Origin of the sequence: Erythrobacter sp. NE805 (assembly GCF_046452355.1) — a bacterium.
Classification (GTDB): Bacteria; Pseudomonadota; Alphaproteobacteria; order Sphingomonadales; family Sphingomonadaceae; genus Erythrobacter.
The window spans coordinates 125,928-139,600 of the sequence record NZ_JBKFDI010000001.1; the positions used below are offsets into that span (position 1 = coordinate 125,928).

At 69.0% G+C, this 13,673-nt stretch carries 14 protein-coding genes; 3 read left to right on the forward strand and 11 right to left on the reverse strand.

Annotated features, from left to right (window positions below; all coding sequences use genetic code 11):
* Positions 1 to 186 precede the first annotated feature (186 nt).
* The 9 genes from ACLBKU_RS00635 to ACLBKU_RS00675 form a co-directional block, all read right to left on the reverse strand.
* On the reverse strand, positions 187 to 891 hold the full coding sequence (locus ACLBKU_RS00635; protein ID WP_410177596.1) for an aspartate/glutamate racemase family protein: 705 nt from the start codon (positions 889 to 891) through the stop codon (positions 187 to 189).
* 83 nt (positions 892 to 974) lie between these two features.
* The gene (locus tag ACLBKU_RS00640) at positions 975 to 1,970 is read right to left on the reverse strand and encodes an alpha/beta fold hydrolase (protein WP_410177597.1); all 996 of its coding nucleotides are present in this window, start codon (positions 1,968 to 1,970) and stop codon (positions 975 to 977) included.
* Positions 1,970 to 2,986: an SO2930 family diheme c-type cytochrome gene (locus tag ACLBKU_RS00645; protein WP_410177598.1), complete on the reverse strand. Its 1,017-nt coding sequence runs from the start codon at positions 2,984 to 2,986 to the stop codon at positions 1,970 to 1,972. The genes ACLBKU_RS00640 and ACLBKU_RS00645 overlap by 1 nt, the downstream gene beginning before the upstream one ends.
* Positions 2,983 to 4,179: a parallel beta-helix domain-containing protein gene (locus tag ACLBKU_RS00650; RefSeq protein WP_410177599.1), complete on the reverse strand. Its 1,197-nt coding sequence runs from the start codon at positions 4,177 to 4,179 to the stop codon at positions 2,983 to 2,985. Before ACLBKU_RS00650 ends, ACLBKU_RS00645 begins: the two co-directional genes overlap by 4 nt.
* A gap of 89 nt (positions 4,180 to 4,268) precedes the next feature.
* The gene (locus tag ACLBKU_RS00655) at positions 4,269 to 4,610 is read right to left on the reverse strand and encodes a hypothetical protein (protein ID WP_410177600.1); all 342 of its coding nucleotides are present in this window, start codon (positions 4,608 to 4,610) and stop codon (positions 4,269 to 4,271) included.
* Positions 4,611 to 4,676: 66 nt separating this feature from the next.
* Positions 4,677 to 6,137, reverse strand: coding sequence for an NAD(P)(+) transhydrogenase (Re/Si-specific) subunit beta (locus ACLBKU_RS00660; protein WP_410177601.1), 1,461 nt, complete (start codon positions 6,135 to 6,137; stop codon positions 4,677 to 4,679).
* Between the two features lie 3 nt (positions 6,138 to 6,140).
* Entirely contained in the window at positions 6,141 to 6,422 is a 282-nt protein-coding gene (locus tag ACLBKU_RS00665) for an NAD(P) transhydrogenase subunit alpha (protein ID WP_410177602.1), read from the reverse strand.
* A gap of 4 nt (positions 6,423 to 6,426) precedes the next feature.
* On the reverse strand, positions 6,427 to 7,551 hold the full coding sequence (locus ACLBKU_RS00670) for an NAD(P) transhydrogenase subunit alpha (RefSeq protein ID WP_410177603.1): 1,125 nt from the start codon (positions 7,549 to 7,551) through the stop codon (positions 6,427 to 6,429).
* Between the two features lie 10 nt (positions 7,552 to 7,561).
* Entirely contained in the window at positions 7,562 to 7,684 is a 123-nt protein-coding gene (locus ACLBKU_RS00675) for a hypothetical protein (RefSeq protein WP_410177604.1), read from the reverse strand.
* Between the two features lie 302 nt (positions 7,685 to 7,986).
* Between ACLBKU_RS00675 and ACLBKU_RS00680 the strand changes: the two genes are divergently transcribed.
* The 3 genes from ACLBKU_RS00680 to ACLBKU_RS00690 all read left to right on the forward strand — a co-directional run bounded on the left by ACLBKU_RS00680 (position 7,987) and on the right by ACLBKU_RS00690 (position 11,152).
* Positions 7,987 to 9,423 carry a sigma-54-dependent transcriptional regulator gene (locus ACLBKU_RS00680; protein ID WP_410178977.1) on the forward strand — a complete coding sequence of 479 codons (1,437 nt, stop codon included), beginning with the start codon at positions 7,987 to 7,989 and terminating at the stop codon, positions 9,421 to 9,423.
* Between the two features lie 32 nt (positions 9,424 to 9,455).
* Positions 9,456 to 10,217, forward strand: coding sequence for an SDR family NAD(P)-dependent oxidoreductase (locus ACLBKU_RS00685; RefSeq protein WP_410177605.1), 762 nt, complete (start codon positions 9,456 to 9,458; stop codon positions 10,215 to 10,217).
* Positions 10,218 to 10,372: 155 nt separating this feature from the next.
* On the forward strand, positions 10,373 to 11,152 hold the full coding sequence (locus ACLBKU_RS00690) for an SDR family oxidoreductase (protein WP_410177606.1): 780 nt from the start codon (positions 10,373 to 10,375) through the stop codon (positions 11,150 to 11,152).
* Positions 11,153 to 11,317: 165 nt separating this feature from the next.
* On the opposite strand, the gene folP is transcribed toward ACLBKU_RS00690, so the two are convergent.
* Together folP and ACLBKU_RS00700 are read right to left on the reverse strand one after the other, a co-directional pair.
* Entirely contained in the window at positions 11,318 to 12,430 is a 1,113-nt protein-coding gene (gene folP / locus ACLBKU_RS00695) for a dihydropteroate synthase (RefSeq protein ID WP_410177607.1), read from the reverse strand.
* 12 nt (positions 12,431 to 12,442) lie between these two features.
* Positions 12,443 to 13,576 carry a site-specific DNA-methyltransferase gene (locus tag ACLBKU_RS00700; protein ID WP_410177608.1) on the reverse strand — a complete coding sequence of 378 codons (1,134 nt, stop codon included), beginning with the start codon at positions 13,574 to 13,576 and terminating at the stop codon, positions 12,443 to 12,445.
* Between the last annotated feature and the right edge of the window lie 97 nt (positions 13,577 to 13,673).

Here is a 13,673-nt window from a genome sequence, read left to right on the forward strand (position 1 = left end):
AAACCTGCGGGCCTCAGGGTTATGGGACCGCTCTCCGGTGATTGGGGGGGAGGAGCGCGGTCCCACGGGCACATCGGTGCGACCCGAGAGCCCGGAGCCTGTCTGGTGACAGGGTCCGCGGGTCAGATAAGGCCATGTTGCGAGGGGTGCAATGCAACAAAAGAGCAAAACGCGACGAACCGAGCACTAGGCGACGCTTTCCTGCCCGAGGATCCAGTTCGCCGCCGCCTCGCAGTGGATGCGGGTGCTGTCGAAGATCGGCAGGACGTTCGCGTCGACGTCGACCACCATCTCCAGCTCGGTGCAGGCCAGCACCACCGCCTGCGCGCCTTCCTGCGCGGTGTTGGTGATGATCGTCTTCATCCGCCGCTCCGCATCCCGCGTGACCTTGCCGACCATCAGCTCGTCGTAGATGATCCGGTCGAGCATCTCGACATAGGCCATGTCCGGCGGGAGCAGGTCGATCCCGTGGGCGACGAGGCGCTTCCTGTAGAAGCTCTCGGTCATGACATTGCGCGTGCCGAGCAGAGCGGCGCTGGTCGTGCCCGCCCGCTTCATCGCGAGGCCGACATATTCGGCGATGTGGAGGATCGGGATGTTCACCGCCGCGGCGACTTCGTCGTAGAGGCGGTGCATCGAGTTCGCGCCGATGATGAGGCCCTCGGCCCCCGCCCCCTCGAGCCGCTTGGCGCTCTCGGTGATGACGGTGCCGGCGCGCTGCCAGTCGCGCTCCTCGACGAGCGCGTAGAGCTGGCAGAAGTCGAGGCTCTCGATCAGCAGCGGGGCGCTCGCCATCGGGGCGGCGCGCTTCTGGACGATGCGGTTGATGCGGTCGTAATAGGTGGCGGTCGACACCCAGCTCATGCCGCCGATGATCCCGAGTTTGCGCAAGGCGGCGTCGCCCCTTCATTTTCCTGTTGCGGATGCGAACGGCTCTAGGGCGCAAGCGTTCCTCGCGTCCAGAGGGCGCGCGCTCATGGGCTAGGTTGTCGGGACTTTGGCGGCGCGGCGTGTTCCACAAGCCACGGTTCGAGCGCGGCGAGGGTCTGCGCGGCCGCCTCCTCCTGCGGCAGGTGGCCGATCTTGGGGTAGGTGACGAGGGTATTGTTCGGCAGGGTCTTCGCCAGCCAGCGCCCCGCCTCGACCGGGATCAGCCGGTCCTCCTCGCCCCACAGGATGAGGGTCGGCACCCGGACCTTTGCGATGTCGCCCTCGGCAAGCGCGTCGTAGGGCTGGCTGAAGCGCTTGAGGGTCGCGCGGCGGTTGCCGGGATAACGCAGCAGCTCCCAGTAGCGGTCGACCATCGCCGGGGTGACGATCGACTTGACCGACACCGACTGCTCGAGGCTCTGCGCGATCAGCGGGCGCGGGGTGATCTGCTCGACCAGCAGGTTGACCCCCGGCATCCGCGCGATCGTGAAGCCGATGTTGCCGCTGCCCTTCTTCTCGTCCTTGGCGGCGAGCTTGAGCATCGGCCCGCCGCTGCCGTCGACCAGCACGAGGCCGGTGAGCCGCTCGGGGTGGGCAATGGCGAAGGCGAGCGCGTGCTTGCCGCCCATCGAATTGCCGCCGAGGACGAAGGTCTTCACCCCCAGCCTGTCCGCCACTGCGCCGATGTCGGCGACGTAGTTGGCGGTCGAGTAGTCGTCCTTGGGGTCCGGCCCGGTGAGGCCGTGGCCGACCTGGTCGAAGCGGATCACCCGGTAGCGCCCCTTGAGCGCCTCGGCCCACGGCTCCCAGGTGTGGAGATCGGCGTTGGAGCCGTGGAGGAGGATGATCGCGGGCGCATCGCGCGGCCCCTCGTCGCGTAGGTGGACGGTGACGCCGTCGCCGATGTCGACGAACTGCGAGGGCGCCCCGCCGTACTTGGCGCGCATTGCGGCCGCGTCGGTGTCGGGGGTGCGGAAGATCAGGAAGGCGATCACCAGCACCGCGACCAGCACCAGAAGCCCGCGCCAAATCCACTTCATCACGGCCTCATCTCCGCAATCCAGCGCCGCACCACCGCGACGCCCTCCCTGTCGATGCTGCTCTTGCCGAGCTCGGGCATGGCGATGCCGGGCTCGGCGCTGTCCATGCGGTAGAGCAGGATCGACTGCTCGGGGTGGCCGGGGACGATCGAGAAGTCGTTGCCCCCCGCCCCGCGCCCCGCGGCGACCGGGCGCTTCATGATGCCGATCGCGTGCGGGTCCGCCTGCTCCCAGCGCAGGTCGAGCCCCGAGTTCGACGCCCCGCCGCCGGGCTGGTGGCAATGCGCGCAGTTCGCATCGAGATAGGCGCGGGCGAGCGGCCCGGCCGGGTCGGAGGCCTTGCGTGCGCTCCAGACCGGCAAGGTGCCCGCCCCCTGCGGCACCCGGTCGAGCGCGCCCTGCTTCACCATCTCGGCGAGCCACTTGACCGAAAGATTGCGCGCCTTGGGGCCGATCGGGATGACCTGCCCGTCCCTGCTATGGCAGGTCTTGCACTGGTTCTTGTTCGGGATCGCGTAGGAGATTGCCTCACCCGCCGGGGTGGTGAGGTCCACGCGCCCGCCGGCGAGCGCGAGCGTCGCGTCGGTCTGTTCGGCATTCCAGCGATAGGGGAGCGCCACCCAGCCCTCGGCGCGGTGGAGCAGCACGCGGGTCTCGATCAGCCGCCGCCCGGCGCCCTCGCCGAAAGCGAAGGTCTTGATGATCGCGGCGCCCACCGGGAATTGCAGCAGGCCCGCTCCGGCCGCAGTCAGCTGCGTGCCGTCGGGCAGGTAGATGAAGCGCAGCTTCTCCGCCCCGTCGGACCACAGCGGGGTATTGAGCGCATAGGGGTGGACGCCGAGGTTCGGCACCTGCTCCCTCGCTTGCGTGAAGAAGCCGTAGTCCGAGAGCTTCGCCGGAAAGCCGCTCCCGGCGATCGCCGCGTCGGCGACCGGGGGCGCCGCGAGCCGCGCGTTCGCCATCACCCCGCCGAGCGTCGCCAGCGAAAGCGCGAGGAGAGCGCCCGCGAGCCTCACTTCAGCCGCGCCTCCAGCGCTGCGGGGGCGCCGACCTCGGGGAAGGTCCAACTTGCGACGGGGGTGAGCGTCAGCGGACCGGGCTTCGCTTCGGCGAGGCTCTGGCCGGGCTTGGTGAGGCCGAGCGTCCAGCCGGACACGCCCCTGGCGATCCTCAGCCCCGTGTCCCCCTCGGCGATCCCGTCCCACAGCACTGGGGGCAGCGCACCGCCGAAGGCCGCGAGCAGCATCTCCTTGCCCTCGAGCTGCGGATCGTCGCCGCCGCGCCCGAAGGCGTTCTCGCCGACGATCACGTTGCGCGCGTAGGGGTTGTAGCGCGGATCGTCGAAGGGCTGGAGATAGGCGACCACCATCACGTGGGCGGTGGGGTTGTTCTCGAAGGCGTTGCCCTCGACCAGCACGCCGTCGTTCGCCATCACCAGCACGCCCGTCCCGCGCCGGACGGAGGCGACAATATTGCCCTTTGGCGCGAAGTTGGGGGTGTCGTTGTCCTTCACCAGGTTCTCGCGCAGGATCACGTTGCCCCCGCCCATCACCGGCAGGCCGGGGAGGTCGAACACCAGCAGCCCCCCGGTGTTGCGGCTCGCGATGTTGCTGGCGACGAGCGCGTTGCGGCTGTTCTCGATCTCGATGCCCGCGACGTTGAAGGTGACGATGTTGTCCTGCACCGTGATGTCGCGGCTCTGGCCGACATAGATCCCCGCGTCCGACGCGCCCGAGACCTTGGAGTTGACGACCAGCACCCCGGTGCTCTCGACCGGGTAGATGCCGTAGGCGCCGTTGGTCTCCTTCGGACCGCCGGTCCATTCGACGCGGATGCCCGAGTAGACGATGTTGTCGGCGCCCTTCGACTTGATCCCGTCGCCCTTGGGGTTCTCGACCGCGAAGTCCCGCAGCGTGACGTTGTCGCTGGTGACCAGCAGCCCCTCGCCCGCGCCCTGCTGGCCGGTGAAGTCTAGCACGGTCCGGTCCATCCCCGCGCCGCGCACCGTCACCCCGTCGACGTCGAGGCTCAATCCGTCGGTGAGCGTGAAGCGCCCCTCGCCCAGTTCGATCGTGTCGCCCGGCGCGGCGAGGATCAGCGCCTCCTGCAAGCGCTCGGCCCCGCCCTCGCCGGGCGCGACGCGGTGGGTTGCGGCGGCGAGCGGCGCGGCCGTGCAGAACAGCGCGGCGGCGAAAGCGATGCGGTTCATGGTAATCTCCCTCTCCGCCGCCGTTGTGGCGCATCGGGGGGCGGCATGGCAAGATTCTCTCCCTTCCCCTTGGGAAGGGGCCAAGGGATTCACCCGATACCCAGTGCGCAAAGCCCCGCGCTGGTGGTGAGCACCGCGACCGCCTCGCCGTCATCGACGCGGCGCAGGCGCTTGACGAGTTCGCCGAGGCCGTAGCCCTCCTCGGGCTCGTCACCTCGCGCGGCCATGCCCTGACGCAGTTTCCACAGCTGGCCGAGGGTGAGCCGGTCGACCATCCGCTCGGCCATGCATTCGGCGCGCTCCTCGCCGATGCCGGATTCGACCAGCGCGCCCTTGACCTGCATTGCCACGAGCGGGTTGGCGAGGCCGGTGAACAGCGCCCCCGCCCCCAGAACCGCGACCAGCAGCAGTCCGATAACGAGCTTCCGCATCAAGAATCTCTATGTTGTCGCATCAACTTGTCCGAAAACCGGTTCCCACTTTTCGGGTTGATGCGATCAGTCGAGCGACTTGACGATTTCCTCGACCATCTTCTTCGCGTCGGCGAGCAGCATGACGGTCTGGTTCATGTAGAACACGTCGTTGTCGACGCCCGCATAGCCCACCCCGCCCATCGAGCGCTTGATGAAGAACACCTGCTTGGCCTTGTCGACGTCGAACACCGGCATCCCGAAGATCGGCGAGGACTTGTCGGTCTTGGCGGCGGGGTTCACCACGTCGTTCGCACCGATGATGAAGGCGACGTCGCACTGGGCGAACTCGGAGTTGATGTCCTCGAGCTCGAAGACCTCGTCATAGGGCACGGAGGCCTCGGCGAGGAGCACGTTCATGTGCCCCGGCATGCGGCCCGCGACGGGGTGGATGGCGTACTTCACCTCGACGCCCTTTTCCTTGAGCTTGTCGGCCATTTCGCGCAGCGCGTGCTGGGCCTGGGCGACCGCCATCCCGTAGCCGGGGATGATGATGACCTTCTCGGCCTGCTCGAGCATATAGGCGGCGTCCTCGGCGCTGCCCTGCTTGTAGGGCCGCTGCTCGCGCGCGCCTCCCGCTCCGCCGCCTGCACCCGCGTCGGCGCCGAAGCCGCCCGCGATCACGCTGAGGAAGCTGCGGTTCATCGCGCGGCACATGATGTAGCTGAGGATCGCCCCCGAGGAGCCGACCAGCGCGCCGGTGATGATCATCGCGGTGTTGCCGAGGGTGAAGCCCATCGCCGCCGCGGCCCAGCCCGAGTAGGAGTTGAGCATCGAGACGACCACCGGCATGTCCGCGCCGCCGATCGGGATGATGAGCAGAAAGCCGATCAGGAAGGCGAGCACCGCGACCGCGATGACCATCCAGCCCTCGCCCGCCGCGCCCTGCGGCGAGACGGTGTAGAGCGCGATCAGACCGAGGATTGCGGCGAGCGTGCCGAGGTTTATCACGTGCCGGCCCGGCAGCATGATCGGCGAGCCGCTCATCCGGCCCGACAGCTTCATGAAGGCGATGACCGAGCCGGAGAAGGTGATCGCCCCGATGGCGATGCCGAGGCCGAGTTCGATGCGGCTCACCGCGAGGATCTGCCCCGCGCCGTCGACGATCCCGAAGGACTGCGGATCGAGCCACGCGCCGAAGCCGACGACGACCGCCGCAAGGCCCACCAGCGAGTGGAAGCCCGCGACCAGTTCGGGCATCTGCGTCATGGCGATGCGCCGCGCGACCACCACGCCGATCGCGCCGCCGATGCCGACCGCGATCAGGATTTCGGCGATATTGGCGATGTCATGGGTGACGAGCGTGGTCGCGACCGCGATTCCCATCCCGATCATGCCGTTGCGGTTGCCGGTGCGCGAGGTGGCGGGGCTCGACAACCCGCGCAGCGCGAGGATGAAGAACACGCCCGCGACGAGATAGGCGAGCATCGCCCAGGCCGGCGTGCCGCCGCCGTGGGCGGCCGCGGCGGAGAGAAGCGAGAAGGTCATGACTTACTTCTCCTTCTTCTTGTACATCGCGAGCATGCGCTCGGTCACCGCGAAGCCGCCGAAGATGTTGATGCTCGCGAGCACCACGCCGAACAGGCCGAGATACTTGGCGATGGGGCTGTTCGCCTCCGCGCTGGCGATCAGCGCGCCGACGATGATCACCGAGGAGATCGCGTTGGTCACCGCCATCAGCGGCGTGTGCAGCGCCGGGGTCACCGACCAGACGACGTAATAGCCCACGAAGCAGGCCAGCACGAAGATGCTGAGAATTGAGATGAAGTCCATCGGGTCAGGCCCCCTGAAGCCGTTCGTTGACGACCTTGCCGCCCTGCGTGAGCCGGATCGCATTGCCGATTTCCTCGTCGAGCACGGGCTTGCCCTGCTCCTTGTCCCAGAAGGCGCTGAGGAAGTTGTAGTGGTTGCGCGCGAACAGCGCCGAGGCGTCGGCGGGGAGGTGCGCGGGGGTGTTCGAATAGCCGATGATGCTGACGCCGTGGCGGACCACCACCTCGTCGGCCACCGAGCCCTCGACATTCCCGCCCTGCGCCACCGCGAGGTCGAAGATCACGCTGCCGGGCTTCATCGTCGCGATCTGCGCGTCGGTGATGAGCCTGGGGGCAGCGCGCCCCGGAATCAGAGCCGTCGTGATGACGATGTCCTGCTTGGCGATGTGGCTGGAGACCAGCTCGGCCTGCGCCTTCTGGTATTCCTCGCTCATCTCGGTCGCGTAGCCGCCCGAGCCCTCGCCCTCGATCCCGGCGACGTTCTCGACGAAGATCGGCTTGGCGCCGAGCGAGAGGATCTGCTCCTTGGTCGCCGAGCGCACGTCGGTCGCCGAGACCTGCGCGCCCAGCCGCCGTGCGGTCGCGATCGCCTGGAGGCCCGCGACGCCGACGCCCATGATGAACACCCGCGCGGCCTGCACCGTGCCGGCCGCGGTCATCATCATCGGGAAGGCGCGCCCATAGGCGTCCGCCGCCGCCAGCACCGCCTTGTAGCCCGCGAGGTTCGACTGCGAGGACAGCACGTCCATCGACTGCGCGCGGGTGATGCGCGGCATGAACTCCATCGACAGCGCCTCGAAGCCGGCGGCGGCATAGGCCTCGACCAGGTCCTTCTTCGCGAAGGGATCGAACAGCGCCGCCACCCACGCCCCGGGCTTCGCGCCCTTCAGGAGCTTGACCTCCGGCGCCTGGATGCCGAGCACGATATCGGCATCCTTGACCGTCGCCGCGGCCGTGCCGACGCTCGCGCCGGCCTCAGCGTAGGCGGCGTCGGGACACGAGGAGACGACCCCCGCGCCCGCCTCGACCGCGACCGCAAGGCCGAGCGCAGCGAACTTCTTCACCGTTTCCGGCGTGGCGGCGACGCGCGTCTCGCCCGGGGCGCGCTCCTTCAGGATGGCGATCTTCACGTGTGGGCCGTCAGCTGGCGATCATCGCGACGACGGCGAAGGCGATCACGAAGATCACCGGGACGGCCCATTTGAGCGTGCCCATGAAGCCGCTGTAGGTGGCCTGGGCCTTTTCCATGTCGTGAACAGTCATCTTGTGTTTCCCCTTGGGCCCCGAACGCTCGGGCGAGCGATTGGTTGCCGCGTGGCTTGAGAAAAGTCGGGACGGATTGCCCCCTGCCGGCTCACGTATCGAAGCTGCGAGGCGATTCCAAGTCACCTTTAGTGAGAGGAACGCCGCCGTCCCCCGCCCGCGCATTTCTCCCCGACTGTCCCGCAGCGGCACAGTCTTAATCCCGTCTTTACCTGCCGCCCCTATGCAGGACCGATGTCGGATCGGGGGCCGCCGCCCCCAAGAGGACGAGGGAACAGCGAGCAGCAGCACCGATGGCCGAGATGGACAGCCTCCCCCACGCCGAACAGGACGCGCGAATCGTCATGCTGATCGACGACGAGCCCGCCCAGGGCCGGCTCATCACCGCGATTGCCGCGCGCGACGGGTGGCGCACCATCGTCGCCCCCGATGCCGAGACCGCCATCGCCATGCTCGGCACCCGCGAGGGGATGCAGCTCTCCGCGATCCTGCTCGACCAGTGGGTGCCGGGCGACGATGCCTGCGCGCTGATCGCCGAGCTGAAGTCGCGCCGGCCCGCGCTCCCCATCCTGATGCTGACCACCAGCGCCTCGCCGCTGCTCGCCGTCGAGGCGATGCGCGCGGGCGCGTCGGACTATCTCGTCAAGCCCGTCTCCCCGGGCCGGCTGATGGAGGCGCTGCGCTCTGTCACCACCCGCGAGGCCCCACGCGACGAGCTCGCCCCGCTTACCGAGAAGATCGCCGCGCATCTCGATTTCGACGCGATGATCGGCACCGCGCCCAGCTTCCGCGCCGCGCTCGCCCAGGCCGCCAAGGCGGCGCGCGGGCACGGCCACGTCCTCATCGAGGGCGAGAGCGGAACGGGCAAGGAAATGCTGATGCGCGCGATGCACGGCGCCTCCCCGCGCGCCAAGGAGCCGCTCAGGATCGTCAACCTCGCCTCGATCCCGCCCGGCTCGATCGATTCGGTGCTGTTCGGCCACGAGCCCGGTTCCTTCCCCGGCGCCTTCGACCGCCAGATCGGTGCCTTCCAGCATAGCGACGGCGGCACGCTGATCCTCGACGAGATCGACCGCCTCACCCCCGCGACCCAGCAGCGCCTCGCCGATGCGCTCGAGAGCGGGATCATCCGCCCGGTCGGCGCGAGCTACGGCTTCCGCGTCGACGTGCGCCTGCTGGTCACCTGCAATGTCGGGCTCGACCGCCTGCTCGCCTCGGGCCAGTTCGATGCGGGGCTCGCCGCGAAGCTCTCGGCGACCCGCATCCACCTGCCGCCCCTGCGCGAGCGCACCGGCGACATCCCCGCCCTCACCCGCCACTTCCTCGCCCGGATCGGCGAGCAGCCGGGTTTGAACCACCTCTCGATCTCGGAGAGCGCGCTGGCGCTGCTCGCGGCCTATGACTGGCCGGGCAATGTCCGCCAGCTGCAATCGGTGCTGTTCCGCGCGGCGGTCTATTGCGAGGGCAATTCGCTCACCGCCGACAGCTTCCCGCAATTGTCGGAAATGCTCGGCGAGCAGGACTTCGGCCCGGTCACCTCGGCCCACGAGGGCGTGGGCATCACGCTCTACACCCCCGACGGCAACCTGCGCCCCCTGGAAGAGATCGAGGCCGACGTGATCCGCCTCGCCATCGGCCATTACCGCGGACGCATGACCGAAGTCGCGCGCAGGCTCGGCATCGGCCGCTCGACCCTCTACCGCAAGCTCTCCGACCTCGGGATCGACAACGCGGCTTGAGGCGACGGCCCGATCGTCCTAGCGCGCGACGCATGACGATCATCAACGATTTCGCGGGGCGCTCGGCGCTCGTTACCGGGGCGGCTTCGGGCATCGGCGCGGCCTGTGCCAGGGCGCTCGTGGCGCGGGGTGCCACCAAGCTGGTGCTGGTCGATGTCGACGGGGCGGGGCTCGATGCGCTCGATCTTCCCGGCTGCGAGGTCCACCGCATTACCGGCAGCGTCGCCGACGAGGCGCTCTGGGTTGGTCTGGACCCCCTCTTGGCCGGTCTAGACCATGCCGTGGTCAATGCTGGCATAGGGTCAGGGGGCCCGATTTCGGCGGTTTCGCTGGCCGAATGGCGCCGCGTGATGGCGGTCAATCTCGACGGAGCGTTCCTGACGCTCGCCCATTCCTTGCGGGCGATGGAAGGCAAGGCGGGGAGCGTCGTGGTGGTCTCCTCCACCACCGGCCTCAAGCCGGTGCCGGGGATCGGGCCTTACGGCGTCTCCAAGGCGGCAGTCGCCCACATGGCGCGCATCGCCGCGGCCGAGAACGCGCGCAAAGGTATCCGCGTCAACGCGATCGCGCCCGGCGGGGTCGACACCGCGATTTGGGAAAGCGGCGCGGATTTCCAGGCCTCTGTTGCCGCGATCGGCCGCGAGGCGACGCTGAAGGCGATGGCCAAGACCACCCCTTCGGGCCGCTTCGCCTCCTCCGACGAGATCGCCGACAGCATCCTCTACCTGCTCGGCGACGGGGCGGCGAACGTCACCGGCCACGTGCTCGTATCGGACGGCGGCTTCACGCTCTGAGCCTTGACAGCGCGCGCCGCCCGCGACAAAGGCGCGCGCCTCAGGCAGGAGTGGGTCAAGTGAACAAGCGTAACCGCTAAGGCGGCAACAGCGATACCGGGTGCGGCTCAGTGCCCGCGTCCTCACGTTCACTTCCCATCCTCCGAGGTTTCCCCATGCCCAGACTTCAAGGCGCGTTCTGCGTCGTCACCGGCGCTGCCCGCGGCATCGGCCGCGCCATTTGCGCCGCCTTCATTGCCGAGGGCGCGCGCGTCCTCCTCACCGACATCGATGACGAGGCGGGCCGCGCGTCGGCTGCCGCGCTCGGCGCCGATTACCTTCACCTCGACGTCCGCTCCGAGGCCGGTTGGGAGGCGCTTTTCGCTCGCCACCCGGTCGCCGACGTGGTCGTCAACAATGCCGGGATCACCGGGTTCGAGGGCGGCATGGTCCCCCACGATCCCGAGCACGCGCGCCTTGCCGACTGGCGCGCGGTCCATGCGGTCAACACCGACGGCACCTTCCTCGGCTGCCGCTATGCCCTGCGGGCGATGCGGGAGCGGCAGCGAGGCTCGATCATCAACATCTCGTCCCGGTCGGGGCTGGTGGGGATTCCGGGAGCGGCGGCCTATGCGGCGTCGAAGGCGGCGATCCGCAACCACTCGAAGTCCGTGGCGCTCTACGCCGCGCAGCAAGGCTGGCAGGTGCGCTGCAACTCGGTCCACCCCGCCGCGGTGCTGACCGGGATGTGGGAGCCGATGCTCGGGCAAGGGCCGGAGCGCGAGGCGAACATGGCGGCGCTGGTCGCCGACACGCCGCTGAAGCGCTTCGGCACGCCGGAGGAAGTCGCCGCCCTGTGCGTCTTCCTCGCCAGCGAGGAGAGCGCCTACATGACCGGCGCGGAGCTGACGCTCGACGGTGGTTTGCTGGCAGGAAGCGCGGCCTCGCCGGGCTGAGGCGGCGCGGGAACGGGGGTGCGTGAGGCCAGGCGGGCTCCACACCCCCTCTACCCCCCCGCTTAGACCCGCTTTAGCCCCGCCCAAGTGCGGTGCAGACCCCGCTTGGAGGAGGCGTCAGAGGCGGTTTTGGCGATGTTTCACGTGAAACATTCGCCGCAGCGGTCATGCCTCGGGGAGCGTGCTGAAATCGGTCAAAGCTGAGTCCCGCAGCCCCCGCCACACGTTCCGCGCCTGCACCGTCTCGGAGACATCGTGGACCCGCAGCAGGTGGACGCCCGCCTCCATCCCCCTGAGCGCCAGCGCCAGCGAGCCCGCGAGCCGGCGGTCGGCAGGCTCCTCGCTCGACAGCGCGCCAATCATCCGCTTGCGGCTCGCGCCCAGCATGAGCGGGCTTCCGAGCGCGTGGAACAGCGGCAGGGCGTTGATAAGGCTGAGGTTCTCGGCGAGCGACTTGCCGAAGCCGATGCCCGGATCGAGGATGATGCGGCTCTCTTCGATCCCCGCAGCCACCGCCCGGTCCCGCGCGGCGGCGAGGAAATCGAACACCTCGCTGACCACATCGGTATAGGTGCCGCCTGCGTGTAGATCCTCGCCCGCGCCGGGGGCGTGCATCAGGATCACCGGGCAGCCCCGCGCCGCGACGACCTCGATCGAGCGGGGGTCATAGCGCAGCGCCGAAACGTCGTTCGCCATATGCGCGCCCGCGTCCAGCCCCGCAGCAAGCACGCCCGCGCGGCGGGTATCGAGGCTGATCGCGGCGCCCATTCCGGCGCAATATTCCACAGCGGGGCGGATGCGGCCGATCTCCTCGTCCTCGAAAGTGGCCGCGGCGCCCGGGCGGGTGCTCTCCCCGCCGATGTCGATGATCGCCGCGCCTGCCTCCAGCATCGCGGCGGCGTGGGCACGCCCCGCCTCGAGGGCGTCGTGCTGGCCGCCGTCGGAAAAGCTGTCGGGGGTCACATTGAGGATGCCAACCACCTGCGGCTGATCGAGCCGGATCGTGCGGCTTCCAAGTTCGAGCGGAGGGTGGACCCGCGTGAGGTTGTCCCATTGCCGCGCGGCTTGTGCGGCGAGCCCTGAAGGAAGCCGCGCGATCGCCGCCCGGGTTTCATCGGGCGTTCCTACAGAGCGCGCGCGAACTTCACCCCCCTCGCGCACCACCAGCGCGAACTCGCGGGCATAGGCCATCGAGCCGCCCAATCGCACCGCCGCGCCGTCCACCGCCTGCGGGCCGGAGACGAGCGTGAGCGGGTGGATATAGACCTTCTGGTCCATGCCGCGCGTCCGTCAGTCCTCCGCCGCGAGGAGGTAAAGCTGGCGCGCGGCGTCGATCGGCTGGACCTCGCCGCCCTGCTCGTAGTGCCAGAAGGTCCAGCCGTTGCACGAGGGCGCGCCTTGCAGGTCCTTGCCGAGCCCGTGGATCGAGCCCGTCTGCCCGCCGCAGTCGAGCGAGCCGTCGGCGCGCACCGTCGCCACCCAGCGGCGCTTGCGGTCGAAGATCTGCGAGCCCGGCGGGATCAGCCCGGCCTCGACCACCGCGCCGAAGGCCACCTTGGGCGCACTGCGCGGCGACTGCATCGTGGTCAGCGCGCTCTCGTCGAGCGGCAGCTCGCGGGCGATGCGCTTCTCGGCGACGGCGCGGTAGAAATCCTCGCGCTCGCAGCCGATCCACGCGCGCCCCAGCCGCTTCGCCACCGCGCCGGTCGTGCCCGTGCCGAAGAAGGGATCGAGCACCACGTCGCCCTTCTCGGTGGTCGCCAGCAGCACGCGGTAGAGCAGCGCCTCGGGCTTCTGGGTCGGGTGCGCCTTCCTCCCGTTCTCCTTCAACCGCTCGCCCCCGGCGCAGATCGGCAGCACCCAGTCCGAGCGCATCTGGAGCTCGTCGTTCAGGGTCTTCATCGCGCGGTAGTTGAAGTGGTAGCGCGCCTTCTCGCCCATGCTCGCCCAGATCAGCGTCTCGTGGGCGTTGGTGAAGCGCGTGCCCTTGAAGTTGGGCATGGGGTTGGTCTTGCGCCAGACGATGTCGTTCAAGATCCAGAAACCGAGGTCCTGGAGGATCGAGCCGACGCGGAAGATGTTGTGGTAGCTGCCGATCACCCACAGCGCGCCGTCGGGCTTGAGCACACGGCGCGCCTCGGTCAGCCATTTGCGGGTGAACGTGTCGTAGGCGGCCATGGAATCGAACTGGTCCCAGTGATCGGTCACGGCATCGACATGGCTGCCGTCGGGGCGGTTCAAGTCGCCGCCGAGCTGGAGGTTGTAGGGCGGATCGGCGAAGACGAGGTCGACCGAGGCGGTGGGCAGCGAGCGCATCGCCGCGATGCAGTCGCCCGGCAGGATGCGGCCCAGCGGAAGAGCGGACGCGCGCGCGGTTTCCTGCGCTTTCTCAACGCGTTTCGCGCGCGTCTTCACCTTTTCCATCACACTCGCCACGGGAGCCTCGCCTGTCATGTCCGCTGATTTATCCACAGGCATGAGTCTTCGAGGAGTCCGCGTCAAGCCCCTCATTTCGCGCGGG